22 protein-coding genes are annotated in these 23,838 nt (G+C 60.7%); 11 read left to right on the forward strand and 11 right to left on the reverse strand.

From position 1 onward, the window contains the following. Window positions 1–32: 32 nt before the first annotated feature. The 5 genes from dnaQ to ASD31_RS04950 are packed head-to-tail and all read right to left on the reverse strand — an operon-like array spanning window position 33 to window position 3,630. Entirely contained in the window at window positions 33–737 is a 705-nt protein-coding gene (gene dnaQ, locus ASD31_RS04930; RefSeq protein ID WP_056330367.1) for a DNA polymerase III subunit epsilon, read from the reverse strand. After that, window positions 737–1,330, reverse strand: a complete 594-nt coding sequence (gene coaE, locus ASD31_RS04935; protein ID WP_056330235.1) for a dephospho-CoA kinase — start codon at window positions 1,328–1,330, stop codon at window positions 737–739. The genes dnaQ and coaE overlap by 1 nt, the downstream gene beginning before the upstream one ends. Next, window positions 1,327–2,187, reverse strand: coding sequence for a shikimate dehydrogenase (locus ASD31_RS04940; RefSeq protein WP_056330237.1), 861 nt, complete (start codon window positions 2,185–2,187; stop codon window positions 1,327–1,329). The genes coaE and ASD31_RS04940 overlap by 4 nt, the downstream gene beginning before the upstream one ends. Next, window positions 2,180–2,782: a Maf-like protein gene (locus ASD31_RS04945; protein WP_056330240.1), complete on the reverse strand. Its 603-nt coding sequence runs from the start codon at window positions 2,780–2,782 to the stop codon at window positions 2,180–2,182. The genes ASD31_RS04940 and ASD31_RS04945 overlap by 8 nt, the downstream gene beginning before the upstream one ends. Before the next feature lie 26 nt (window positions 2,783–2,808). Beyond that, entirely contained in the window at window positions 2,809–3,630 is an 822-nt protein-coding gene (locus tag ASD31_RS04950) for a pyruvate, water dikinase regulatory protein (RefSeq protein WP_056330243.1), read from the reverse strand. 404 nt (window positions 3,631–4,034) lie between these two features. Between ASD31_RS04950 and hemE the strand changes: the two genes are divergently transcribed. From hemE to ASD31_RS04995, 8 genes are all read left to right on the forward strand, one after another. Next, the gene (gene hemE, locus ASD31_RS04960; protein WP_056330248.1) at window positions 4,035–5,069 is read left to right on the forward strand and encodes a uroporphyrinogen decarboxylase; all 1,035 of its coding nucleotides are present in this window, start codon (window positions 4,035–4,037) and stop codon (window positions 5,067–5,069) included. After that, window positions 5,066–5,605: a protoporphyrinogen oxidase HemJ gene (gene hemJ, locus ASD31_RS04965; protein WP_056330251.1), complete on the forward strand. Its 540-nt coding sequence runs from the start codon at window positions 5,066–5,068 to the stop codon at window positions 5,603–5,605. Before hemE ends, hemJ begins: the two co-directional genes overlap by 4 nt. A 183-nt stretch (window positions 5,606–5,788) precedes the next feature. Next, window positions 5,789–7,054: a transcription termination factor Rho gene (gene rho / locus ASD31_RS04970; protein ID WP_156392515.1), complete on the forward strand. Its 1,266-nt coding sequence runs from the start codon at window positions 5,789–5,791 to the stop codon at window positions 7,052–7,054. 145 nt (window positions 7,055–7,199) lie between these two features. Continuing rightward, entirely contained in the window at window positions 7,200–8,519 is a 1,320-nt protein-coding gene (gene mnmE / locus ASD31_RS04975) for a tRNA uridine-5-carboxymethylaminomethyl(34) synthesis GTPase MnmE (protein ID WP_056330257.1), read from the forward strand. A 70-nt stretch (window positions 8,520–8,589) separates the two neighbouring features. Further along, entirely contained in the window at window positions 8,590–10,470 is a 1,881-nt protein-coding gene (mnmG, locus tag ASD31_RS04980; RefSeq protein WP_056330260.1) for a tRNA uridine-5-carboxymethylaminomethyl(34) synthesis enzyme MnmG, read from the forward strand. After that, window positions 10,467–11,114: a 16S rRNA (guanine(527)-N(7))-methyltransferase RsmG gene (gene rsmG / locus ASD31_RS04985; protein WP_056330263.1), complete on the forward strand. Its 648-nt coding sequence runs from the start codon at window positions 10,467–10,469 to the stop codon at window positions 11,112–11,114. Before mnmG ends, rsmG begins: the two co-directional genes overlap by 4 nt. Window positions 11,115–11,117: 3 nt before the next feature. Further along, entirely contained in the window at window positions 11,118–11,912 is a 795-nt protein-coding gene (locus ASD31_RS04990) for a ParA family protein (RefSeq protein ID WP_056330265.1), read from the forward strand. Window positions 11,913–11,953: 41 nt separating this feature from the next. Next, the gene (locus ASD31_RS04995) at window positions 11,954–12,841 is read left to right on the forward strand and encodes a ParB/RepB/Spo0J family partition protein (protein ID WP_056330268.1); all 888 of its coding nucleotides are present in this window, start codon (window positions 11,954–11,956) and stop codon (window positions 12,839–12,841) included. A gap of 42 nt (window positions 12,842–12,883) precedes the next feature. Here ASD31_RS04995 and holA read toward each other — a convergent pair whose 3' ends face one another. The 3 genes from holA to leuS are packed head-to-tail and all read right to left on the reverse strand — an operon-like array spanning window position 12,884 to window position 17,075. After that, on the reverse strand, window positions 12,884–13,915 hold the full coding sequence (gene holA / locus ASD31_RS05000; protein ID WP_056330271.1) for a DNA polymerase III subunit delta: 1,032 nt from the start codon (window positions 13,913–13,915) through the stop codon (window positions 12,884–12,886). 24 nt (window positions 13,916–13,939) lie between these two features. Next, entirely contained in the window at window positions 13,940–14,458 is a 519-nt protein-coding gene (locus ASD31_RS05005; RefSeq protein WP_056330273.1) for an LPS assembly lipoprotein LptE, read from the reverse strand. Beyond that, complete coding sequence (leuS, locus tag ASD31_RS05010) at window positions 14,445–17,075, reverse strand: leucine--tRNA ligase (RefSeq protein WP_056330276.1); 2,631 nt, start codon at window positions 17,073–17,075, stop codon at window positions 14,445–14,447. Before leuS ends, ASD31_RS05005 begins: the two co-directional genes overlap by 14 nt. Before the next feature lie 215 nt (window positions 17,076–17,290). Between leuS and ASD31_RS05015 the strand changes: the two genes are divergently transcribed. Together ASD31_RS05015 and ASD31_RS05020 are read left to right on the forward strand one after the other, a co-directional pair. Continuing rightward, a complete protein-coding gene (locus ASD31_RS05015; RefSeq protein ID WP_056330369.1) occupies window positions 17,291–17,950 on the forward strand; it encodes a YggS family pyridoxal phosphate-dependent enzyme in 660 nt (219 codons plus the stop codon). 93 nt (window positions 17,951–18,043) lie between these two features. Further along, the gene (locus tag ASD31_RS05020) at window positions 18,044–19,960 is read left to right on the forward strand and encodes a propionyl-CoA synthetase (protein ID WP_056330278.1); all 1,917 of its coding nucleotides are present in this window, start codon (window positions 18,044–18,046) and stop codon (window positions 19,958–19,960) included. Window positions 19,961–20,040: 80 nt separating this feature from the next. On the opposite strand, the gene ASD31_RS05025 is transcribed toward ASD31_RS05020, so the two are convergent. Next, the gene (locus tag ASD31_RS05025; protein ID WP_056330280.1) at window positions 20,041–20,742 is read right to left on the reverse strand and encodes a DUF1013 domain-containing protein; all 702 of its coding nucleotides are present in this window, start codon (window positions 20,740–20,742) and stop codon (window positions 20,041–20,043) included. A 232-nt stretch (window positions 20,743–20,974) separates the two neighbouring features. On the opposite strand from ASD31_RS05025, the gene acs reads away from it, so the two are divergent. Beyond that, window positions 20,975–22,924, forward strand: coding sequence for an acetate--CoA ligase (gene acs, locus ASD31_RS05030; RefSeq protein ID WP_056330282.1), 1,950 nt, complete (start codon window positions 20,975–20,977; stop codon window positions 22,922–22,924). A gap of 274 nt (window positions 22,925–23,198) precedes the next feature. Here acs and ASD31_RS05035 read toward each other — a convergent pair whose 3' ends face one another. Both ASD31_RS05035 and ASD31_RS05040 read right to left on the reverse strand, forming a co-directional pair. Further along, the gene (locus ASD31_RS05035; protein WP_244483761.1) at window positions 23,199–23,534 is read right to left on the reverse strand and encodes a hypothetical protein; all 336 of its coding nucleotides are present in this window, start codon (window positions 23,532–23,534) and stop codon (window positions 23,199–23,201) included. A gap of 50 nt (window positions 23,535–23,584) precedes the next feature. Beyond that, window positions 23,585–23,785 carry a DUF1674 domain-containing protein gene (locus ASD31_RS05040; RefSeq protein WP_056330285.1) on the reverse strand — a complete coding sequence of 67 codons (201 nt, stop codon included), beginning with the start codon at window positions 23,783–23,785 and terminating at the stop codon, window positions 23,585–23,587. Window positions 23,786–23,838: the final 53 nt, after the last annotated feature.

The following is a 23,838-nucleotide window of genomic DNA, read 5'->3' on the forward strand; positions in this document are numbered from 1 at the left end:
TTTTATCGATGCCCGGTTTCGACCGGGCATTTTTATTTGACGTCCGAATATTTCGCCCAGATCGCCTTTTCGCCCATCTTCGCCACCAGCGCGGCATGGGCTTCCACTTCCACGACGCTGAGGCGAGAGCCGAGCGGGCGCGGCCTTTGGCTGGCAGCGATGACGATATCGTCGGCCTCCGTTGCCCGGTCGCCGCCGTCGGCACTGGTGAGGCCGAGCGCCGTCTGCCGGCCGCCGATCAGTTCGATATAGACTTCCGCCAGCAGTTCGGAATCGAGCAGCGCGCCGTGCTTGGTCCGGTGCGAATTGTCGACGCCATAACGGCGGCAGAGCGCATCGAGTGAATTTGGCCCCATCGGATGCTTGCGCCTTGCCAGCGCCAGCGTATCGGTGACGAGATCATTGGTGATTGCCGGCAGGCCGAGCCGCGCAAGCTCAGCATTGATGAAGCCCATGTCGAAGGTGGCATTATGCGCCACCCAGCGGGCATCGCCGAAGAAGCCGAGCAGTTCGTCGACGATCTCGGCGAAGCCCGGCTTGTCCTTCAGGGATTCGTCGGAAATGCCGTGAACCGCCAAGGCATCCGGATGCACCTTTCGGTCGCCCGGATTGATATAGACATGAAAGGTCCGGCCGGTCGGGAAATGATTGTCGAGCTCTATGCCGCCGATTTCGATGACCCTGTCCAGGCGGTTGTCGAGGCCGGTCGTTTCCGTATCGAAAATGATTTCGCGCATCATGGCCCCTTCTGGCTGGACAGCGTCCGGGCGATCGCCTCGACGTCCTGTCGGGCCGAATCAAGACCCTTGCCGGTATCGATGATGTAATCGGCTTTCACCCGTTTTTGAACGTCGGGAACCTGGCGGGAGAGGAGAAGGGCGAATTTCTCCTCTGTCATCCCCGGTCTTTTCATCACCCGCTCCTTTTGTATGTCCGGATCGCAGGTGACGACGACGACGGCATCGACACGGGCCTCGCCGCCGGTCTCGAAGAGAAGCGGGATATCGAGCACGACGAAGGGCGCGCCGGCATCCCGATGGCGCGCGAGAAATTCCTGTTCCCTAGCGCGCACCAGCGGATGGACGATCGCCTCCAGCGTCTTGAACAAGGCCGGATCCTCGTTGAGCTGTCGCGACAATTCCTTTCGGTCGACTACGCCCGCCTTCGTCGATCCGGGAAAAGCCGCCTCGATCGGCGCGACGGCCTCGCCCTCGTAAAGCGCATGTACCACGGCATCGGCATCGTTCACCGGCACGCCGAGATCGGCAAACATCCGCGCCGTGGTGGATTTTCCCATGCCGATCGATCCGGTGAGGCCAAGAACGATCATGTTGTCCGCGCCATGTCGTCGATGATGATCTGCCGCAGCGCCCGATCGACCACCGGTTTTTGGCCGAACCATTTTTCAAAGCCGGGGACCGCCTGATGCAGCAACATGCCGAGGCCATCGACGGTCGTCAGTCCCTGCTCTTGGGCCTGCTTCAGGATCGGTGTCTTCAAGGGGACATAGACGATATCGGTCACCACGCCGTTTTCGCGCATGACCGTGAAATCGATCGGCGGCACCGGCGTTCCATCCATGCCGAGCGAGGTCGTGTTGATGAACAGACCGGCATCGCGCATCACCTCGCCCAGCGCCGGCATAGGCTGCGCATGCACGCTCGCGCCAAAACGGTCGGCAAGTTCGCGGGCGCGATCCAGCGTCCGGTTGACCACATGCACCGTGCCTATGCCGCGATCGCGCACCGCCTGGATGACGGCGCGGCTGGCACCGCCCGCTCCCAGGATGACGGCGGTGCTGCACGTGTCCCATCCAGGCGCCCGTTCGTCGAGATTGGCGGTGAAGCCGCGGCCGTCCGTATTGGTGGCATGAAGAAGCCCGTCTTCCCGCCACAGCGTATTCACCGCTCCGATTTCCCGGCTCAGTTCGTCCGGCCGATCGCACAGGGCAAAGGCCGTTTCCTTATGCGGGAGCGTTACATTGCCGCCGGTAAAGCCGGATTGTCCGGTTTTCAGTGAGGCGATGAAGTCGGAAAAATCCCCAGGCGAAACCGCGTGGGCGCGATAAGAGCCCTCAAGTCCAAGCTGTTTCAGCCAATAGCCGTGAATCAAGGGCGAGCGGGAATGCTTGACCGGATAGCCGGTGACGAAGGCATGGTTAACAAATGTTTCACGTGAATCACGCATCGATCACATTCAATTCCCTGAGTTTGGCAAGAAGCGGCAGCATGGGCAGGCCGAGGATGGTAAAATAATCGCCCTCGATTTTCTCGAACAGTTGGATGCCCTCGCCTTCCAGCTGATAGGCGCCAACGCTGGTCAGCGCTTTTTCGCCCACCCGGCACAGATGGGCCTCGACGAAGTTTTCACTCAACACTCGCACCGATAGACGTGCCGAGGATATGTGTTTCCAGAGCAGCTGGTTGCCGCGCGTAAGGACGATGGCGCTGTTCAGCTGATGCGTCTGCCCGGACAGGGAGAGGAGCGTGTCGCGTGCCTCATCCATATCCTTCGGCTTGTGATAGACACGCGCACCCAGAGACATCGTCTGGTCAGAGCCGATAATGATGGCATCGTCTGCGAAGGACGCGCCGACATCGCGGGCCTTTGCTTCGGCCAGCACCAGGGCGATCTCTTCCGGCATAAGACCTTTTTGCTCGATCTCCGCTTCGATCGCCCGTTCGTCGATCCCTGCCGCCTTCGCCTGGAAGGTGATGCCGGCATTTTCCAGGAGCTGGCGTCGAAATAGGCTTGCCGATGCAAGGATGAGGGAAGTTGTCATGGGCATGTCCTGTTTCTTTAGCCGCCTTAGCGCAGCCTTGGCCGTAGGGCAACGATCGCCGCGGCGGTCTCCTCGATCGACCGGCGCGTCACGTCGATCATCGGCCAGTTGTTGCGGCTGCAGAGTGACCGTGCATATTTGAGTTCCTCGGAAATCGACGCCCTGTCGGTATAGTCGTCGCCATGGAAGCCCTGCGTGGTGCCGAGCACCCGGTGCTGGCGCACCTGCGAAATCCGGTCGGCCGTTGCAATCAGGCCGACCACCAGCGGCTTCGTCGCCTCCAGCAATCGCTCCGGCAGCGGCACGCCGGGAACGATCGGAATATTGGCGGTGCGGATGCCGCGATTGGCAAGATAGATGCTGGTCGGTGTCTTCGAAGTACGGCTGATGCCGACGAGCACGACATCGGCATCATCGAAATCCGCCGGCAACTGGCCGTCATCATGGTCCATGGTGAAATTCAGCGCGTCGATGCGGGCAAAATAATCGGCATCCATGACATGCTGGGCGCCGGAGCGGCGGCGTGATGCGGTGCCCAGATAGGACTGGAAGAGATCGATGATCGGTTCCAGCACCGAGACGCAGGGCAGGCCCATCTCCTTGCAACCGGCATCGATGATATCGGCAAGCTCGCGATCGACGATCGTATAGAGCACGATGCCCGGCGCGCCATCCACCGCCTCCATCACCTGGGCAAGCTGCTTGCGGTTGCGGATCAGCGGATAGACATGCTCCAGCGCATGCGCGGACTGGAACTGCGCCGCCGCCGCCCTGCCTGCCGCAATCAGCGTCTCGCCTGTCGAATCGGAGATCAGATGCAGGTGGAAATAGTTTTTCTGGTTCTCCACGCTATTCTCCGGGGGGTGTTGATAAACCGGGACGGGCCAAGCTAAGGGCCGGCCGGGTTCGAAGGCAAGGGGAAAACCGGCGAGTTATTCACAATTGCCATTTTCGGGAGACGGAAAATTCGCCTCTGTGAACAAGACTCATGAGAGGACAAAGTGTCACGTTCATCCACATCCTGTCCACAGAACGGCATAGGTGTGGCATAGAGGCCAAAGATTTGAATCCGATCGGCTTTTTCAAAAAATCCACGAAGTTTTCAGCAGACCCGCAAAATCATTGCGCAGAGTTGCTCGAACAGGAACGGATGTGGAAAAGGACGGGAGGGATTTTAATCCTTGATAGTCACCGACTCTAAGAAATAGAAGCCTTAGATATAGATATATTTTAAGATGGGAGAACATATCCGGTGAGTGCGCAAAGCCGAAAGGTGCTACAGGTGTTGAAGGGCGAAACGCTCTCGCCTCCCCCGATCTGGCTGATGCGGCAGGCAGGACGCTATCTCCCGGAATATCGACAGACGCGGAAACAGGCCGGCAGTTTCCTCGATCTCTGTTATTCGCCCGAAATGGCGGTGGAAGTAACCCTGCAGCCGATCCGCCGTTATGGCTTTGATGCGGCCATCCTCTTCTCGGATATTCTGGTCATTCCAGATGCCTTGAAGCGCAATGTGCGGTTCGAGGAAGGGCACGGGCCGCGCATGGATCCGATTGCTGCCGAAGAGATTGGCAAGCTCGACGTGAAGCCTGTCTCTTCGCATCTGCGGCCCGTGATCGAAACGGTTGCCCGCCTGCGGCAGGAACTACCGGTGGAAACGACCCTGCTCGGCTTCTGTGGCGCGCCCTGGACGGTGGCGACCTATATGATCGCCGGACAGGGAACGCCGGACCAGGCACCGGCACGGTTGTTCGCCTATCGGCATCCCAAAGAATTCGACCGGCTGCTCGCCCTCCTTGCCGATGTTTCCGCCGATTACCTGGTCGAGCAGATTGATGCCGGCGCCGATGCGGTTCAGATCTTCGATAGCTGGGCGGGCGTTCTCGGCGAAAGCGAGTTCAAGCGTTATGCCGTGGAGCCCGTCCGTCGGATGATCGACAGTGTCAGAGCCCGCCGCCCACAAGCAAAGATCATCGCCTTTGCCAAGGGCGCCGGGATTCTGCTCAAGGATTACCGCCAGGCGACGCGCGCCGATTCGATCGGTCTCGATTGGTCGGTGCCACTTTCCTTTGCCGCCGAGTTGCAGAAGGACGGGCCGGTCCAGGGCAATCTCGACCCGATGCGAGTGGTGGCGGGTGGACAGGCGCTGGACGAGGGGATCGACGCGATCCTGCAGCGCCTCGGTCATGGTCCGCTGATCTTCAATCTCGGCCATGGCATTACCCCGCAGGCGGACCCTGACCATGTCTCGCGGCTGGTCGCGCGGGTGCGCGGGACGAGCGCATGAGCGAGCGGCAAACCGACAGCGCGCCCGGAAGACGGGCCCGCTTGCGCGCCTTTGTCGCGATCAGCCTTTTCGTTGCGCTTCTGGCCGGGCTCTTGCTGTTTAAGCCGGACGACCTCTATCTCTGGATCAAGGCCCTGCACATCATCGCCGTCATGTCCTGGATGGCGGCGCTGCTCTACATGCCTCGCCTGTTCATCTACCACACCGACGCGGCGCCGGGATCGGAGCAGTCGGAAACCTTCAAGATGATGGAGCAGCGGCTTTTGAAGGTGATCATGAATCCGGCGATGATGATCAGCTGGGGACTTGGCCTCTACCTCGCCTGGACGGTCTACGGCTTCCAGGGCGGCTGGCTGCATGCCAAGCTGCTGTTTGTCGTTCTTCTGACCGGCGTCCATATGCGGTTCAGCCGCGCGGTACGGGCCTTCGGGCGCGACGAGAACACCCGCTCGGCGCGTTATTGGCGGCTGATGAACGAGGCTCCGACGCTCTTGATGATCCTCATCGTCATCATGGCCGTGGTGAAACCTTTTTGAATCTGCGACGTTGATGGATGAAACGACCGGTTATTTCGCCAGACCCCTTGCGGCGCATCGAGTGAAACGCTATTTTCGCGCCATCTCCTCTTTCGTGGCATGTGTAACGTTACGAGCCTGCCCCCTCGGCAGCTCCCCAACACGCCGACCTTCCATTCCGATTTCCTAGTGTGGTCCCCCTTCATGGCTGAAATGAAGCTACAAGAACTTAAGAACAAATCCGCGACCGATCTCCTGGCGTTTGCCGAGCAGGTCGAGGTCGAGAACGCCAGTGTCATGCGCAAGCAGGAACTGATGTTCGCGATCCTGAAAATGCTGGCCAGCCAGGATGTCGAGATCATCGGTGAAGGCGTCGTCGAAGTGCTGCAGGATGGTTTCGGCTTCCTGCGCTCAGCCAATGCCAATTATCTGCCCGGCCCCGACGATATCTACATTTCCCCCTCGCAGATCCGCCGCTTCTCGCTGAAAACCGGCGATACGGTCGAAGGCCCGATCCGCGGACCGAAGGAGGGCGAACGTTATTTCGCGCTCCTCAAGGTCAACACGATCAATTTCGAGGATCCGGAAAAGATCCGCCACAAGGTCCATTTCGACAATCTGACGCCGCTCTATCCGAACGAGCGCTTCAAGATGGAGCTCGAGGTTCCCACTTCAAAGGACCTTTCCGCCCGCGTCATCGACCTGATCGCGCCGCTCGGCAAGGGCCAGCGCGGCCTGATCGTCGCACCGCCGCGCACCGGTAAGACCGTTCTCCTGCAGAACATCGCCCATTCGATCACCGCCAACCATCCGGAATGCTACCTGATCGTGCTGTTGATCGACGAGCGGCCCGAGGAAGTCACCGACATGCAGCGCTCGGTCAAGGGCGAGGTCGTCTCCTCGACCTTCGACGAGCCGGCCACGCGCCACGTGCAGGTTGCTGAAATGGTCATCGAGAAGGCCAAGCGCCTGGTCGAACACGGCCGCGATGTCGTCATCCTGCTCGATTCGATCACCCGCCTCGGCCGCGCCTACAACACCGTCGTTCCGTCGTCTGGCAAGGTCCTGACGGGCGGTGTCGATGCCAATGCCCTGCAGCGGCCGAAGCGCTTCTTTGGCGCCGCCCGCAATATAGAGGAAGGCGGCTCGCTGACGATCATTGCTACCGCCCTCATCGATACCGGCAGCCGCATGGACGAAGTGATCTTCGAAGAGTTCAAGGGCACCGGCAATTCCGAAATCGTGCTCGATCGTAAGGTCGCCGACAAGCGCATCTTCCCGTCGATGGATATTCTCAAATCCGGTACCCGCAAGGAAGACCTGCTCGTGCCGCGCCAGGATCTGCAGAAGATCTTCGTCCTGCGCCGCATCCTTGCGCCGATGGGAACGACGGACGCGATCGAATTCCTGATCGACAAGCTGAAACAGACCAAGACGAACGGCGATTTCTTCGACTCGATGAACACCTGATCGGGGCGAACATCGTCGTGCGGAGCCCAGGCCTGTCCTGGGCTTTTGCATTTCTGAAGTCGATCTTTACCCGGATTCATTGATCTCAGCGGTGATGCGGAGGCGACTGCCGTTGGAGATCACGAACCACGACCGGAGCCAGGCCATGGCCGATACGATCTACGCGCTTTCCTCCGGCAGCCTGCCGGCAGGTGTGGGCGTCATTCGCATCAGCGGACCGCAGACACGTACGACGCTGCAGGCTATCTGCGGGACAGTTCCCGTCGCCCGGCAAGCCACGCTCAGGTCGATTCGTGGCCGAAACGGTGAAATGCTCGACCAGGGCCTCGTCTTGTTCTTCGCGGCCCCCGCCTCCTTCACGGGAGAGGATTGCGCGGAGCTGCAGGTTCATGGCGGAAGGGCAGTCGTGGAGGCGATCCTGCGGGAACTCTCGGCCGTGACGGGCCTGCGGCATGCGGAGCCCGGAGAGTTTTCCAGGCGCGCCTTTCACAATGGCAAGCTCGACCTTGTCGAAGTGGAGGGCCTCGCCGATCTGATCGCCGCTGAAACCGAAATGCAGCGGCGCTTGGCACAGGAACATTCCAGCGGCCGGCTCTCCGATCTTTACGGGAACTGGGCGCGCCGCCTGGTTCACGCAAGGGCGATGATCGAGGCCGAACTGGATTTTGCCGACGAGGACGATGTGCCTGGATCGGTGGCTGAGCAGATCTGGTCCGATATGCAGAAGCTTCGAAGTGAAATCGATCAGCACTTGGCCGGTGCCGGCCTTGCCGAAATCATCCGGGATGGGCTGAAAATCGTCATCGTCGGCGAGCCAAATGTTGGAAAGTCTAGTCTTCTCAATAGCTTGGCTAAGCGGGATATCGCCATCGTCACCGACATAGCCGGTACAACGCGCGATGTCATTTCGGTGGACCTTTCCTTAGCCGGATTCAGTGTCCGGCTGTTCGATACGGCCGGTCTGCGTGAAACTCGGGATCGGGTCGAGCAGGAAGGGATTCGCCGTGCCTATGCGACGCTGGAACAGGCAGATCTCATTCTCTTGCTTGCCGATCGGCCGGACGGTTTTCCGATGGATGTGACGGGAGCCGCCGCGAAGCCGGTTCTGCGCGTTGGAACAAAGATTGATCGCGATCCCGAACTATGGGATAAGGCGGCGGCTGATATATTGATATCGACGGCGACAGGCCAGGGTGTAGATGGACTGATATCGGCGATCACGAAATTCCTTCCTGATCTCTCGGAAAGCTCGGCTCTTTCGCTGCCAACGCGAAAGCGGCATGTCAGTTGCCTGAAGCAGGCAAAGGACGCGATTGAACTCAGCCTGTTGCATGACGATCGCGGACTGGATATTCAGGCCGAATATTTGCGACAGGCGGGCGATGCGCTTGGCCGGATCACTGGCAGAGTGGATGTTGAAGATTTGCTCGACGTTATCTTCTCGCAGTTTTGCATCGGCAAGTAGCATTGTTACAATCTCAGCGAGTCGTGGCGCATGTTTCACGTGAAACGATTCGTGTCGATGGAGACAGACTATGTCTGATTATGACGTCATCATTATCGGCGGTGGTCACGCTGGCTGCGAGGCAGCGAGCGCTGCCGCGCGCTTGGGGGCAAGAACCGCGCTTTTGACGCACAAAAAGGACACGATCGGCGTCATGTCCTGCAATCCGGCGATTGGCGGCTTGGGTAAAGGCCATCTCGTCCGGGAAATTGATGCACTTGATGGCTTGATGGGCCGTGTTGCCGATGCGGCGGGTATCCAGTTCCGTTTGCTCAACCGTCGCAAGGGCCCCGCCGTTCGAGGCCCTCGCACGCAGGCGGACCGAAAACTCTATCGCCAGGCCATGCAGCTGGAAATCGGCAATATCCCCGGTCTGCAGGTCATTGAAGGCGACGCTTTCGACCTGCGGCTGCAGGAGGGGCGCGTAAGTGGCGTTGAACTTGCCGATGGCCGGTTCTTCTCTTGTGGCGCCGTCGTCCTGACGACCGGAACATTTCTGCGCGGTTTGATCCATATCGGCAAACGGAAAATTCCGGCCGGCCGCGTCGGCGAGCAGCCCAGCCTCGGTCTGTCCAAAACGCTGGAACAGTTTGGCCTTCGGCTCGGACGCTTGAAAACCGGAACACCGGCGCGGCTGGATGGCAGAACTATCGACTGGCAGTCCGTTGGACGCCAGGGCGCCGACGAGCATCCGGTTCCCTTTTCTTTCATGACCGACCATATTTCCAACAGGCAGATAGAATGCGGTGTGACCCGTACAGTAGAGGCGACTCATAAGCTGATCGCTGACAATCTGTCCCAGTCGGCCATGTACTCCGGCCAGATCGAAGGGGTGGGCCCGCGCTATTGCCCGTCGATTGAAGACAAGATCGTCAAGTTCGGCGAGCGGGATGGTCACCAGATCTTTCTTGAGCCGGAAGGGCTAGACGACGATACGGTTTATCCGAACGGCATCTCCACATCGCTGCCGGAAGAGGTACAGCGGGCCTTTATTCGCACCATCCCCGGTCTCGAGACTGTGTCGATCCTTCAGCCCGGCTATGCGATCGAGTATGATCACGTTGATCCAAGGGAATTGTCGGCCTCACTAGAGGTAAATAAAATCCCGGGGCTGTTCCTCGCGGGTCAGATCAATGGAACAACGGGTTACGAAGAAGCGGGAGCCCAGGGCCTTGTCGCCGGCCTGAACGCCGCTTTGCTCTGTGCCGGCAGCCCCCGTCATATCTTCAGCCGTACGAATTCCTATATTGGCGTCATGATCGATGATCTGACCACACGTGGGATCGAAGAGCCGTATCGAATGTTTACCTCCCGGGCGGAGTACAGACTATCGCTTCGTGCCGATAACGCCGATGTGCGGTTGACGCCGGACGCGATTGCTCTGGGTTGCGTCAGTTCGGATCGAGCTGGAAGATTTCGCCGCTGGACCGAGGATTTGGCCGCTGGCGCCGATATGTTGAAGGCGCTGGCGATTACGCCAACGGAGGGCCTGAAGCTCGGATTGAAACTCAATCTGGATGGGCAGCGCCGATCGGCGTTCGAGCTTCTCTCCTATGCCGATCATACGATCGCTTCGCTCTCACGCGTCTGGCCGCAACTGGCAGCGCTTCCCGAAAAGCTGGCGGAAGCGCTGGAAATCGATGCGACCTATGCGGTTTACATGCACAGGCAGGCCGCGGATATTTTGGCAGTCCAGAGGGAAGAGAGCCGTGATATACCTGATGACTTCGACTTCCACAGCCTGTCGGGGCTTTCCAACGAGTTGAAGCAGAAACTTGAGAAGGCGCGACCGCGTAACCTAGCTCAAGCCACGAAGGTGGACGGGATTACACCCTCTGCCATCTCGCTGCTTCTTGCCCACTTGGCCAAGGCGGAGCGTTCTCCCACAATCGAAAAGCGCGTTATGCAATGACTGCGAGTCCTCGACAAAGCCTGAACGGCCAACGTGTTTCACGTGAAACCGCGGAACGACTGGATCATTTTGCCGCCCTTTTCCAAAAATGGGCCAAGTCGATCAACCTTGTTGCGCCATCGACACTTAATGATCTCTGGACTCGCCATATTGCGGACAGCGCTCAAATCTACCAACTTCATCCGGGCGCAAAGCGCTGGATTGATCTGGGTAGCGGCGGCGGCTTCCCCGGCATCGTCACCGCCATCTTCCTGGCGGAGCTGAAGGATGGATGGGTGCATCTGGTGGAAAGCAACAATAAGAAGGCGGCTTTTCTGCGTGTTGCTCTGAACGAGACCGGAGCGCGCGGGTCTGTCCATCCCGTCCGCATAGAGGAAGCGCGCAAACATATACCGACCTGCGACGCGATTTCGGCGCGGGCATTGGCCGATCTGGAGCAATTGCTAGATTATTGCTCGCCCTGGATGTCTCAGGAGAACAGGCCGACCGCTTTTTTCCATAAAGGCCGGGATTATCAGCAGGAGATCGACAAAGCGATTGGCCGCTTTGATTTCGATCTGGTAAAACATCAAAGCGTCATCGAGCCGGATTCGGTCGTGCTCGAGGTCAAAAATCTAGCGCATCGCGTTAAAACGGCGGAATAGGCAATGGCAGGCGAGAAGAACCGCATTATCACGATCGCCAACCAGAAGGGTGGCGTCGGAAAGACAACGACAGCCATAAATCTTGCCACCGCGCTGGCGGCGATCGGCGAGCAAGTGTTGATCGTCGATCTCGATCCACAGGGTAATGCCAGCACCGGTCTCGGCATACAACGCCGGGATCGTAAGCTCTCTTCCTATGAACTGATGATCGGGACCCATTCCGTTGCGGATGTGGTCCAGAATACGGTCGTCCCCAATCTCTCGATCATTCCTTCAACCATGGATCTGCTTGGGTTGGAGATGGAGATTTCCCGCGAGAGCGACCGCGTCTTCCGCCTGCGCAAGGCTCTGTCGGCGCCGGAAGCGCTCACCTATTCCTATGTTCTCGTCGATTGCCCTCCCTCTTTCAACCTGTTGACGATGAATGCCATGGCGGCCGCACACTCCGTTCTGGTGCCCTTGCAGTGCGAGTTTTTTGCGCTGGAAGGCCTTAGCCAGCTGCTCGAAACGGTCGATCAAGTGCGACGATCCGTGAATCCGACATTGGATATCCAGGGGATCGTGTTGACCATGTTCGATTCCCGCAACAACCTGGCGCAGCAGGTCGTCAACGATGTTCGGACACATTTGGGTGAAAAGGTCTATCATACACTGATCCCGCGCAATGTGCGGGTCTCGGAGGCCCCATCCTATGGCAAGCCGGCCATTCTTTACGATCTTAAATGCGCGGGCAGCCAGGCCTATCTTCAACTGGCATCAGAAGTCATCCAGCGTGAGCGAGTACGACGGGCGGCATAGAACCGATTCGACATCGTAACGATTTAGCGTGAGTAGAAACCATGAATGACGATAATTCGAGACGACGCCTCGGCCGCGGTCTGGCAGCACTGATCGGCGAGATGGATCAGCCCCTACCGGCAAGCGCACTCGCTTCGTCAGTCAGTGCCGATCGCCGAGTGCCTATCGAGTTCATCACGCGCAATCCGCGCAATCCGCGCCGCAGCTTCGACGAGGCCGAGCTTCAGGATCTGGCAAGCTCCGTTCGCCAGCACGGCATCGTTCAGCCCGTAGTGGTGCGCACTCTTGCTGAAGACCGATTCGAGATCATCGCCGGTGAGCGGCGCTGGCGGGCGGCTCAACTGGCCGGTTTTACCGATATCCCGGTTATCGTTCGCGATGTGGACGATCGCACGGCGCTGGAGATCGCCATTGTCGAGAACGTCCAGAGGTCGGACCTCAACCCACTCGAAGAAGCGCTTGGATATGATCAGCTGATCGCCGAGCATGGTTATACGCAAAATGACCTGGGAGAAATTATCGGCAAGAGCCGCAGCCATGTCGCCAATAGCCTTCGGCTGTTGAAATTGCCTGATCCGGTTCGTGACATGCTCTCTTCCGGCACTCTCTCGGCCGGCCACGCCCGCGCCCTGATCCCGACGTCCGATCCGGTCGCACTGGCGAAAGCTATCGTAGCCAAGGGGCTTTCAGTGCGTGATACCGAGCGCCTGGCCCAGAACGATATCCGCGCGCAGAACGACCCCTCCTATGGCAAGCCGTCAGCCAGGGAAGAGAAGGACGCCGATACGCTGGCACTTGAGCGCACGCTCACCGACAGTCTCGGCCTCGACGTCACCGTCAATCACAAGGCAAGCGGCGGCCAGTTGCGGATTTCCTACAAGACCCTGGATCAACTCGAGGAAATCTGCCGACTGCTTGAGCGCCGCTGATCGATTCGGAGACGTAACGTCCGTAAAGTGAAGTACTTTCAGTTACTTACGGGCGGACTGAAGGGTTATCGCCAGCAAAGCATGCATGGCAATACTGTCTTCAAGGCTCTGTCGCGAGCGGCTCTGGAAGATGGCGGTCTGCAGACGGCTCGATTCGCGCCGGATCGCCTGCGACGTCCAGGTCCGAAGAGCGGATTCGATCAGGGGCTTGCGGCGGAAATGCAGATGGCGGCCCAGCGACGCCACGACCTGCGAAGGCTGTTGCCGCTTGTCATCCATTTCGGAGCGCATCACATCCAGCAGCTGGAACTGCTTCAAACAGGCCTGGAGGACGAGGAAGATCGCCGTTTTTGACGCGACGATCTTGGCGATCGCGTGCTGGAGCCCATCCGGGTCACCCTTCAGAACGGCGTCGACCGCATCATCCACCGAAACCGCGCTGGCATCACCGACGATATCCATCACGTGTTCCTCCTCGATCACCGCCATCCCGGCGCAATAGAGGAGGAGCTTGCGGATCTCGTTGCGCGAAGCGATCCTGTCGCCGCCCAGCGCCTCGTTGAGCCTTTCCCGCGCCGCCGGCGAGATGCGCATGCCCGCCTGCCCCAATTCCTGGTCGATCAAGACGCTGATTGCGCGCGCATCGTCGCTGTAGCAGGCGACGGAGATGACCGAGCGGGCTTCGCCGGTCTTGCGCAGGGCCGCACTCTTCTTCAGATCGCCCGCCTCAACGATGACGAAGCTCGCGACCGAAGGCTGCTGCGCCAGAAGGGAAAAAGCATCCACAAGCGGTTTTTCACTGCCGCCTGCCCGGACCCAGATGAGCTTTTCGCCACCGAACAGGCCGATCGTATTGACCTCGTCGAGCAGGCGACCCGGGTTTTGCTGGAGATCGGAACCGTCGAGCCTGATCAGCGAAAAGGGATCGGTAAGATCGACGCTGCTTCTAGCCGCGATCTGGCCGGCGCGCTCGGAGACGAGCCCACGGTCGGGCCCATAGACCAGGAAGAGACGATTGTCCCCGAGCGGACGCTGCAGAAAGGCGTCGAATTCGTGAGATTTGATGTCGCTCATTCGGCTACCCCGGCGCGATACCGCTCAGCGGCCGAGCGCCGCGGCGATATCGGCCCGGATGATCTCGGCAAGCTCCTTCGCCGCGCGCTTTTCGGCGTCGCGGAGCGCGCGCAGCTTGGCGAATTCCTGCTTGGAGAAATCGACCAGGGCGACGGCGCTGCGGTTGCCGGAACGGACGGTTTCACCGGTTGCTGTTTGCGTCAGATTGTAGTCGGCCCGGACTACGACGCGCGCCGCGCCGGCCGTGTCGGATTCCTGGTCATAGAGCACGCCATTGGCCGTCGAGGTGACGTTCAGCGCCATGTGATAGACGGGATTTGTCGGCTCGCCGGCGCCGCCCGAGGTTAAAAAGATCAGTGCATTGCGCACATCCTGCTCGACACGATCGTCCGCATCGGAAATCTCGATCGATGCCAGCGCCAGCGCCGGCTTTCCCGTCGAACCCTCCGAATAAAGCGGGCGGACCTGGCATCCGGCGATTGCCACGCCGGTGCCGAGGATCGCGAGGCATGCCAATTTCCGTGCGTTCTCAGACAACGACATTCACGATCCTCTGCGGCACGACGATGATCTTCTTCGGGCTCGATCCGTTCAAGGCGGCTTTGACGGGCTCAAGCGCCAGGACGGCACTCTCGATCGCAGTCTGGTCCGCATCGCGTGCGATTGTCAAATCGGCGCGCTTCTTGCCGTTGATCTGCACCGGCATGGTCACCTCGTTCTCGGCCACCAGCGCGTCCTGGTAGGCCGGCCATGCCGATTGGGCGACCAGCCCTTGGCCGCCAATCTCCTGCCAGCACTGTTCGGCCAGATGTGGCATCATTGGCGCCACAAGGCTGATCAGGATCGATGTGGCATCCTTCAGGGCCGCCGTCGTCGCCGCATCGGCCGTGCCGGCCCCGACCTGGCCCAGCGGACCGGCCAGCATGTTGACCAGTTCGTAAATCCGCGCCACGGCCTTGTTGAAGGCGAGCTTGTCATAGTCCGCCTGCACGGCCTTCAGCGTCCTGTGGGCCGCCTGCGAGATCGCCAGTGCGGGGCCTTCGGAGGCTGGACGCGCCTCGGCGGCCTTCAATGCCGCGGAGGCCTCGGAAATCAGCCGCCACAGCCGCTGGACGAAGCGGTGGGCGCCTTCGACGCCGGATTCCGACCAGATGACGTCCCGATCGGGCGGCGAGTCCGACAGCACGAAGAAGCGGGCCGTGTCGGCGCCATAGGAGGCGATGATGTCGTCGGGATCGACGACGTTCTTCTTCGATTTCGACATTTTCTCGATCGAGCCGATGGCAACCGCCTCGCCGGTCTCGATCAGCGTTGCCCGCCGCTTGCCGTCCAGTTCCTCGATCTGGATCTGCGCGGGCGTGATCCATTCGCGCTGCGCGCCGTCGCCGCGGCTATAGGTCTCGTGCACCACCATGCCCTGGGTGAAGAGGCCTTTGAAAGGCTCGTCGAGGCCGGCATGGCCGGTGGCTTTCATTGCCCGGGTAAAGAACCTGGAATAGAGCAGATGCAGGATCGCGTGCTCGATGCCGCCGATATATTGATCGACCGGCAGCCAATGGTCGACGGCGGCCGGATTGGTCGGCTTCGTCTCCCAGGGCGCGGTAAACCGGGCGAAATACCAGGAGGAATCGACGAAGGTATCCATCGTGTCGGTTTCACGGCGCGCATCCTTGCCGCAATGCGGGCAAGCCACGTTGCGCCAGGTCGCATGACGGTCGAGCGGATTGCCCGGCTTGTCGAAGCTCACATCCTCGGGCAGTTTTACCGGCAGATCGGCCTTCGGCACGGGAACCACGCCGCAATCCTCGCAATGGATCACGGGGATCGGGCAGCCCCAGTAGCGCTGGCGCGAAATGCCCCAGTCACGCAGGCGGAAATTGACCTTGCGCTCGGCCTGCGGTGTGCCGCCGATCTTCTTTTCCTCCAGCAGGGAGGCGACCTTGCCAAAGGCGTCCTCGGTGGACATGCCGTCGAGGAAACGCGAATTGATCATCACGCCGTCGCCGACATAGGCCTCCGTGCCGATGGCAAAGCTCGACGCATCACCGTCCTTGGGCATCACTACGGCAACGACCGGCAGGTCGTATCTGCGGGCGAAATCCAGGTCGCGCTGGTCGCCGGAGGGGCAGCCGAAGATCGCGCCGGTGCCATAGTCCATCAGCACGAAATTGGCGACGTAAACAGGCAGTTCCCAATCGGGATCGAGCGGATGCCTGACCCTGATTCCCGTATCCATGCCCTTCTTCTCAGCTGTTTCCAGGGCGGCGAGCGACGTACCGGCGCGCCGGCATTCATCGCAGAAGGCCTCCAGTTCGGCATTGCCGGCGGCGGCCTGGCGTGCCAGCGGATGATCGGCGGCGATCGCCAGGAACGAGGCACCGAACAGCGTATCGGGCCGCGTCGTATAGACGGCGACCTCGGTTGCGTCGCTAGCGCCGGTGCCGGGCACGATCTCCCAGCGAATGGTCAGGCCTTCCGAGCGGCCGATCCAGTTCTTCTGCATCAGCCGGACCTTTTCCGGCCATTGATCGAGTTGGTCGAGCGAATCGAGCAGGTCCTGGTTGAAATCGGTGATGCGGAAGAACCACTGCGTCAGTTCGCGCTGCTCGACCAGCGCGCCGGAACGCCAGCCACGCCCGTCGATCACCTGCTCGTTGGCGAGCACGGTGTTGTCGACCGGATCCCAGTTAACCTTGGACTGCTTGCGATAGACGAGGCCCTTTTCAAGGAAATCCAGGAAAAGATGCTGCTGGTGCTGGTAATATTCCACATCGCAGGTGGCGAATTCGCGCGACCAGTCGAGCGAAAGCCCCATGACCTTCAGCTGCGCCTTCATCGAGGCGATGTTCTGGTAGGTCCAGCTCGCCGGATGGACGCCGCGTTCCATGGCGGCATTTTCTGCCGGCATGCCGAAGGCATCCCAGCCCATCGGATGCAGCACATTATAGCCGCGCGCGCGCTTGTAGCGAGCGACGACATCGCCCATCGCATAGTTGCGCACATGCCCCATATGAATCCGGCCGGACGGATAGGGGAACATTTCGAGGACGTAATATTTTTCGCGCGGATCGTCGTTATCGGTCACGAAAACATTGTTCTCGTCCCATTCCCGCTGCCAGCGGGGTTCAGCATCGCGTGGATTGTAACGTTCGGTCGCCATAATGCTCATGTCCGGAAGTTTGGGGCGGGAAAATCGGCCCTTAATATTTGGGCTGACCTTCACCATGAAACAGGCGTAGCGTCAAGTTTTGGACGGCTTTGGGTTAAAAACTTTGAGGCACCGGCGTGTCTGCGGCATTTGGGCTTGGCAGTCCGGCCCGGTTTGACTATGCCGGCTTGAGGATTTTTGACGGCTTGGTCTATGGAGGCTGAATGATGCAGGTGGAAGAACGACTGGATGACGTTCTGAGCCGGATTCGCCAGGCGGAGACGTCAGCGAACCGGAAAGACGGTTCCGTCTCGCTGGTGGCCGTCTCCAAGACCTTCGCCGCCGAGGCGATCCGGCCCGTCATCGCTGCCGGCCAGCGCGTCTTTGGTGAAAACCGGGTGCAGGAAGCGCAGGGCAAATGGCCCGCCCTGAAAACGGAGACACCGGGGATCGCGCTTCATCTCATCGGTCCTTTGCAATCCAACAAGGCGGCGGATGCCGTGGCGCTGTTCGATGTCATCGAAACGATCGACCGCGAGAAGATCGCCCGGGCCCTGGCTGCCGAAATGGCCCGCCAGGGCAAGGCCGTGCGGCTCTATGTCCAGGTCAATACCGGCCTCGAGCCGCAGAAGGCCGGCATTGCGCCTGAGCAGACCGAGGCCTTCGTCAGGCTTTGCCGCGAAACCATCGGCATCCCGATCGAAGGGCTGATGTGCATCCCGCCGGCCGATGAAAATCCCGGTCCGCATTTCGCCCTGCTTGCCAGGCTTGCGGGGCGTTGCGGGCTGGACAGGCTCTCCATGGGCATGTCCGGCGATTTCGATGTCGCCGTCGCCTTCGGCGCGACCAGCGTCAGGGTCGGCTCGGCCATCTTCGGAACGCGCTGAACCTCCTTACGCTTTCGTCTGACTTCTCGGCGGGGGCTCTATATCCTATGCTTGGCGCCGGCGGGCCGGCCTGCCGCAGCGGAGGAGGATATCATGGCGAGCAGCTATCTCGACGTCTATGGCGCATGGCAACGGGATCCGGAGGGTTTTTGGGCCGATGCGGCGCAGGAGATAGACTGGTTCGAACCGTTCGACCGGGTGTTCGACGCGCAGGAAGGCGTCTATGGCCACTGGTTAACCGGCGGCAAGACCAATACGTGCTACAACTGCCTGGATCGCCAGATCGCCGCCGGCCGCGGCGGCCAGGATGCGATGATCTACGACAGTCCTGTCACCGGAACGATCGAACACTGGACCTATGAGGCAATGCTGGCCGAGGTCACGGCACTTGCCTGCGTCTATCGCGATCTCGGCATTGGAAAAGGCGACCGGATCGTCATCTACATGCCGATGATTCCCCAGGCTGTTTTTGCCATGCTGGCCTCGGCGCGCATTGGCGCGGTGCATTCCGTCGTCTTCGGCGGTTTCGCGGCCAGCGAACTGGCCGCCCGCATTTCGGACTGCGAGGCAAAGCTGGTCGTTTCCGCCAGCTGCGGCATCGAAGTCGGCCGGACCATCGCTTACAAGCCGCTGCTCGATGCGGCGATGGAGATCAGCCCGCACAAGCCGGATCATTGCCTGGTCTTCCAGCGCCCGCAACTGACGGCGGAACTGGTGGCGGAGCGCGATATCGACTTTGCGACCGCCGTCTCGTCGGCCAAGGCGCGCGGCGCCGAGATGGCCTGCACGCCGGTGCTTGCCACCGATCCGCTCTATATCCTCTATACATCCGGCACGACCGGCCAGCCCAAGGGCGTGGTACGCGACAATGGCGGCCATATGGTCGCGCTCAAATGGTCGATGGAACATTTCTTCGGAGTGAAACCCGGCGAAGTGTTCTGGGCGGCGTCCGATATCGGCTGGGTCGTCGGTCATTGCTATATCGTCTATGGACCGCTCCTCAATGGCAGCACGGCGATCCTCTACGAGGGAAAGCCGGTGGGCACGCCCGATGCGGGCGCCTATTGGCGGGTGATCGAGGAGCACCGCGTCGCGGCATTGTTCACGGCGCCCACCGCCTTTCGCGCCATCCGCAAGGAAGACCCGCAGGGCGATCTGATCCGCAGTCGCGACCTTTCCGGGTTCCGAGCGCTGTTCCTTGCCGGAGAGCGGGCCGATCCCGATACGATCGCCTGGGCGGAAACCCAGCTGCGCGTGCCGGTGATCGACAATTGGTGGCAGACGGAAACCGGCTGGCCGGTGGCCGGAAATCCGCTCGGGCTCGGGCTTCTGCCGGTCAAATACGGCTCGGCGACGGTGCCGCTGCCGGGCTATGATGTCCGGATTCTCGACGATGCCGGTCACCCGGTGGCCAGGGGCACGCTCGGCAATGTCGTCATCAAGCTGCCGTTGCCGCCCGGCTGCCTGCCGACCTTCTGGAAGGCGGACGAGCGTTTTCGCCAGCACTGCCTGGCCGAATTCCCCGGCTATTACCGCACCGCCGATGCTGGCTATATCGATGAGGACGGCTATATCTTCATCATGTCGCGCACCGACGATATCATCAATGTCGCTGGTCACCGGCTATCCACCGGATCGATGGAGGAAATCTGCGCCAGCCATGCGGATGTCGCCGAATGCGCGGTGATCGGCATTGCCGATGCGATCAAGGGCCAGGTTCCCGCCGGCTTCCTGGTCATCAACGCCAATGTCTCGCGCCAGACCGCCGATATCGAAAGGGAAATCGTCGCTTTGGTGCGCGAGCGGATCGGTCCGGTTGCGGCGCTGAAGACGGTCATCTGCGTCAAGCGCCTGCCGAAGACCCGCTCGGGCAAGATCCTGCGCGGCACGATGCAGAAGCTCGCCGATGGCGAAAGCTGGAAAATGCCGGCGACGATCGACGATCCTGCCGTGCTGGAAGAAATCGCCGATGCCCTCAAGGCCCGCGGCCTGGGAAACACGGCGCCGTAGCGCAACCGGGGCCTGTTCAGGCACAAAAAAACCCGAATCACCGATCCGGGTTTGGTCGTCTCAAAAAAAATTCGCCGCGATCAGAAGGCGTCGTCTTCGTCTTCGTCCTTGCGGTCGGATTTCAGCGATTTGAGCTTGGCGAAAACGGCGTCGGCGTCCATTTCCTTCTCTTCCTCGCGTTCGTAGGAGAAAGGCAGCTTTTCGGTTTCCTGCGAGGCTTCGAGCGTCGCGCCGAGTTCGGCTGCAGTCGGCAGCGGCCGGCCCTTGGAGGCGCGTTCCACCTCAAGGTCGAGGTCGATCTGCGTGCACAGGCCAAGCGTGACCGGGTCCATCGCCGTCAGGTTGGTCGAATTCCAGTGGGTGCGGTCGCGGATCTGCTCGATCGTCGATTTCGTGGTGCCGACCAGGCGGGAGATCTGCGCATCCTTCAGTTCCGGGTGGTTGCGCACCAGCCAGAGAATGGCGTTCGGGCGGTCCTGGCGCTTGGAAACCGGAGTGTAGCGCGGGCCCTTGCGCTTGCTTTCCGGCACCCGGACCTTCGGTTCCGACAGTTTCAGCTTGTGGTTCGAATCGCCTTCGGCGCGCACGATCTCGTCGCGCGACAACTGCCCGGTGGCGATCGGGTCGAGACCCTTGATGCCCTGCGCCGATTCACCATCGGCGATCGCCTTGACTTCCAGCGGGTGCAGCTTGCAGAAGGTGGCGATCTGTTCGAACGACAGGGCAGTGTTGTCAACAAGCCATACGGCCGTCGCTTTGGGCATGAGCAGTTGTTGAGCCATGGATATAGTCCTTCTGTCCGTCCGCGCCGGTGTCGCGGGCCGTGGGATGCTACCACTGATTTCCGGGAAATGAGCGCCTCTATACCTGCGTCATGTCGGAAATGCAATTCTTCCTGAAAAAATGACCTTTTGTCTAATTGCCGCCGTGCCTTCAGCTGATATGAATACTGCCGGAAAGAACGCGTACGGGGAGACGTACGGTCCAAGGAAGCCTGCGCAGGGAGGAAATCGCATGTCCGTCAAAACCTATCCGGTCCTGGAACCGGCGAAGAAGCGTGCCCTGATCGACGAGGCCACCTACCGGAAATGGTATGAGAAGAGCGTCTCCGATCCGCAGGCCTTCTGGGGTGAGCACGGCAAGCGGATCGACTGGTTTAAGCCCTACACTAAGGTCAAGAACACCTCCTTCGAAGGCGAGGTCTCGATCAAGTGGTTCGAGGACGGTCTGACCAATGTCGCCTATAACTGCATCGATCGGCATCTGGAGAAACGCGGCGACCAGGTCGCCATCATCTGGGAAGGCGACGATCCGTCGGAAGACGCCAAAATCACCTATCGCGAGCTTTACGGGCATGTCTGCCGGCTCGCCAATGTGCTGAAGGAAAACGGCGTCAAAAAGGGCGACCGTGTCACCATCTACATGCCGATGATCCCGGAAGCGGCCTATGCCATGCTCGCCTGCGCCCGCATCGGCGCCGTGCATTCCATCGTTTTCGGCGGCTTTTCGCCGGATGCGCTGGCCGGCCGCATCGTCGATTGCCAGTCCAACATCGTCATTACCGCCGACGAGGGCCTGCGCGGCGCCAAGCCTATCCCGCTCAAGGCCAATACGGACAAGGCCGTCGAGATCGCCGGGCGCGGCGGCGTCGCGGTCAAGTCCGTCGTGGTGGTGCGGCGCACCGGCGGCAAGATCGATTGGACCGACGGACGCGACATCTGGTACCACGAGGCCGTCGCGAAGGTCGCGGGCGATTGTCCGCCGGAGGAAATGGGCGCGGAAGACCCGCTGTTCATCCTTTATACGTCGGGCTCCACCGGCAAGCCGAAGGGTGTTTTGCACACGACCGGCGGCTATCTCGTCTATAGCGCCATGACGCATGAATATGTCTTCGATTATCACGACGGCGATATCTACTGGTGCACCGCCGATGTCGGCTGGGTCACCGGCCATTCCTATATCGTTTACGGGCCGCTCGCCAATGGCGCCACGACGCTGATGTTCGAGGGCGTGCCGACCTATCCGGATGCCGGCCGTTTCTGGGATGTCGTCGACAAGCACCAGGTGAACATCTTCTACACCGCCCCGACCGCCATCCGCGCGCTGATGGGCCAGGGCGATGCCTTCGTCACCCGCTCGTCGCGCTCGTCGCTGCGCACGCTCGGCTCGGTCGGCGAGCCGATCAATCCGGAAGCCTGGGAATGGTATTACCATGTGGTCGGCGACAATCGCTGCCCCGTCGTCGATACCTGGTGGCAGACCGAGACCGGCGGCATCATGATCAGCCCGCTGCCGGGCGCCATGGACCTGAAGCCGGGTTCGGCAACCCTGCCCTTCTTCGGCGTCCAGCCGCAGCTGGTGGATGGCGAAGGCCGCGTCCTGGAAGGTGCTGCCGACGGCAATCTCTGCATTGCCGACAGCTGGCCGGGGCAGATGCGCACCGTCTATGGCGACCATGCCCGCTTCATCCAGACCTATTTCGCCACCTACAAGGGCAAATATTTCACCGGCGACGGCTGCCGCCGCGACGAGGACGGCTATTACTGGATCACCGGTCGCGTCGATGACGTGCTCAATGTCTCGGGTCACCGCATGGGCACGGCAGAGGTCGAATCGGCGCTGGTCAGCCATGATCTGGTATCGGAAGCCGCCGTCGTCGGCTATCCCCATGATATCAAGGGCCAGGGCATCTACAGCTATGTGACGCTGATGGTCGGTCATGAGGGCACGGAGGAGCTGCGCAAGGAACTGGTCGCCCATGTGCGCAAGGAAATCGGCGCCATTGCCTCGCCCGACAAGATCCAGTTCACCCCAGGCCTGCCGAAAACCCGCTCCGGCAAGATCATGCGCCGCATCCTGCGCAAGATCGCCGAGGACGATTTCAACACGCTCGGCGATACCTCGACCCTGGCCGATCCGGCCGTGGTCGACGACCTGATTGCCAATCGCCAGAACCGGAAATAGGCGCTCTTCCCCCTTCTCCCCGTCGGGGAGAAGGGGACGCAACGCGCCGGATGAGGGGGCCGAAGGCCACCTTTTTATGGCTCCAGCTTAGCCGAACCCCCTCACCGTCCTGTATTTCTCCCGAGTGTGGAGATGGGAAGCTTACCAGAACGAAGCACAAGCCTTCGATCTTTGTCCGCCCGCATAGGCCACAGCATGGCCTGCCGACAGCATTTCCTGAGCCGGATTCCGGCCGTCGGGAAAACTGATATCGGCCAGCACCCTGCCGAAATATTTATCGCCGGAAATACGCGACAGCCGGATCTCGCCCTGCGAGCGGAGCAGATTTTCCAGCGCGATCAGCGCCTGGCGGCCGGCATCGCGCGTCGCCGCGCAGGAATGATTTCAGCTCAGGCGCATCGATACCGCGCAGTCGCACATAAACCTCGACGATCTGCTGCGGCCAGGGCCTCGCCATGACCAGCACCGTATCGCCATCGATGACCCGGACGATCTCGGCGCTGACCGGGCCTGCAATCTCCAAGCCGCTGCCGGAGCCCGCCGCGCCAGCGGCGCTCGCCAGAAGCGGCAAGATCAGAGCGGCCAGCAGGATTTTGATCGTTGTTCCCATGAATAGGAAAATAAGCCGATCAATACCAAAAGACAACAGGAATTATTTCCTTAGAAATCCACGGCGCGCCCGTTGATCTCCCAGTCGCCATAGCGCACCGGTTCGGTGCCGCCGCGTCCGCCATGTTCCTCCGGTAGTGCCAGCGGCTGAGAGGCGCGCCTACGCTCCTCGGCTTCCGCGAGCGCACGTTTTGCTGCGGGGCTCAGCGGCCTGGCCGGCGCCGCCAGCAGATTATCATTGTCATTTTGCATGGGAGAACCGATTTTCCGTGAAAATATTGAAGAAAGCGCTCTATCTCCCCATC

The organism is Rhizobium sp. Root482 (genome assembly GCF_001426565.1).
Lineage (GTDB): Bacteria > Pseudomonadota > Alphaproteobacteria > Rhizobiales > Rhizobiaceae > Pararhizobium.

What these genes read in the sequence shown, in the direction of transcription:
- dnaQ (WP_056330367.1), bottom strand. Translation starts at nt 737, where the DNA reads ATGCGCGAAATCATTTTCGATACGGAAACGACCGGCCTCGACAACCGC.
- coaE (WP_056330235.1), bottom strand. Translation starts at nt 1,330, where the DNA reads ATGATCGTTCTTGGCCTCACCGGATCGATCGGCATGGGAAAATCCACC.
- ASD31_RS04940 (WP_056330237.1), bottom strand. Translation starts at nt 2,187, where the DNA reads ATGCGTGATTCACGTGAAACATTTGTTAACCATGCCTTCGTCACCGGC.
- ASD31_RS04945 (WP_056330240.1), bottom strand. Translation starts at nt 2,782, where the DNA reads ATGACAACTTCCCTCATCCTTGCATCGGCAAGCCTATTTCGACGCCAG.
- hemJ (WP_056330251.1), top strand. Translation starts at nt 5,066, where the DNA reads ATGAGCGAGCGGCAAACCGACAGCGCGCCCGGAAGACGGGCCCGCTTG.
- rho (WP_156392515.1), top strand. Translation starts at nt 5,789, where the DNA reads ATGGCTGAAATGAAGCTACAAGAACTTAAGAACAAATCCGCGACCGAT.
- mnmE (WP_056330257.1), top strand. Translation starts at nt 7,200, where the DNA reads ATGGCCGATACGATCTACGCGCTTTCCTCCGGCAGCCTGCCGGCAGGT.
- mnmG (WP_056330260.1), top strand. Translation starts at nt 8,590, where the DNA reads ATGTCTGATTATGACGTCATCATTATCGGCGGTGGTCACGCTGGCTGC.
- rsmG (WP_056330263.1), top strand. Translation starts at nt 10,467, where the DNA reads ATGACTGCGAGTCCTCGACAAAGCCTGAACGGCCAACGTGTTTCACGT.
- ASD31_RS04990 (WP_056330265.1), top strand. Translation starts at nt 11,118, where the DNA reads ATGGCAGGCGAGAAGAACCGCATTATCACGATCGCCAACCAGAAGGGT.
- ASD31_RS04995 (WP_056330268.1), top strand. Translation starts at nt 11,954, where the DNA reads ATGAATGACGATAATTCGAGACGACGCCTCGGCCGCGGTCTGGCAGCA.
- holA (WP_056330271.1), bottom strand. Translation starts at nt 13,915, where the DNA reads ATGAGCGACATCAAATCTCACGAATTCGACGCCTTTCTGCAGCGTCCG.
- ASD31_RS05005 (WP_056330273.1), bottom strand. Translation starts at nt 14,458, where the DNA reads ATGTCGTTGTCTGAGAACGCACGGAAATTGGCATGCCTCGCGATCCTC.
- leuS (WP_056330276.1), bottom strand. Translation starts at nt 17,075, where the DNA reads ATGGCGACCGAACGTTACAATCCACGCGATGCTGAACCCCGCTGGCAG.
- ASD31_RS05015 (WP_056330369.1), top strand. Translation starts at nt 17,291, where the DNA reads ATGCAGGTGGAAGAACGACTGGATGACGTTCTGAGCCGGATTCGCCAG.
- ASD31_RS05020 (WP_056330278.1), top strand. Translation starts at nt 18,044, where the DNA reads ATGGCGAGCAGCTATCTCGACGTCTATGGCGCATGGCAACGGGATCCG.
- ASD31_RS05025 (WP_056330280.1), bottom strand. Translation starts at nt 20,742, where the DNA reads ATGGCTCAACAACTGCTCATGCCCAAAGCGACGGCCGTATGGCTTGTT.
- acs (WP_056330282.1), top strand. Translation starts at nt 20,975, where the DNA reads ATGTCCGTCAAAACCTATCCGGTCCTGGAACCGGCGAAGAAGCGTGCC.
- ASD31_RS05035 (WP_244483761.1), bottom strand. Translation starts at nt 23,534, where the DNA reads ATGGGAACAACGATCAAAATCCTGCTGGCCGCTCTGATCTTGCCGCTT.
- ASD31_RS05040 (WP_056330285.1), bottom strand. Translation starts at nt 23,785, where the DNA reads ATGCAAAATGACAATGATAATCTGCTGGCGGCGCCGGCCAGGCCGCTG.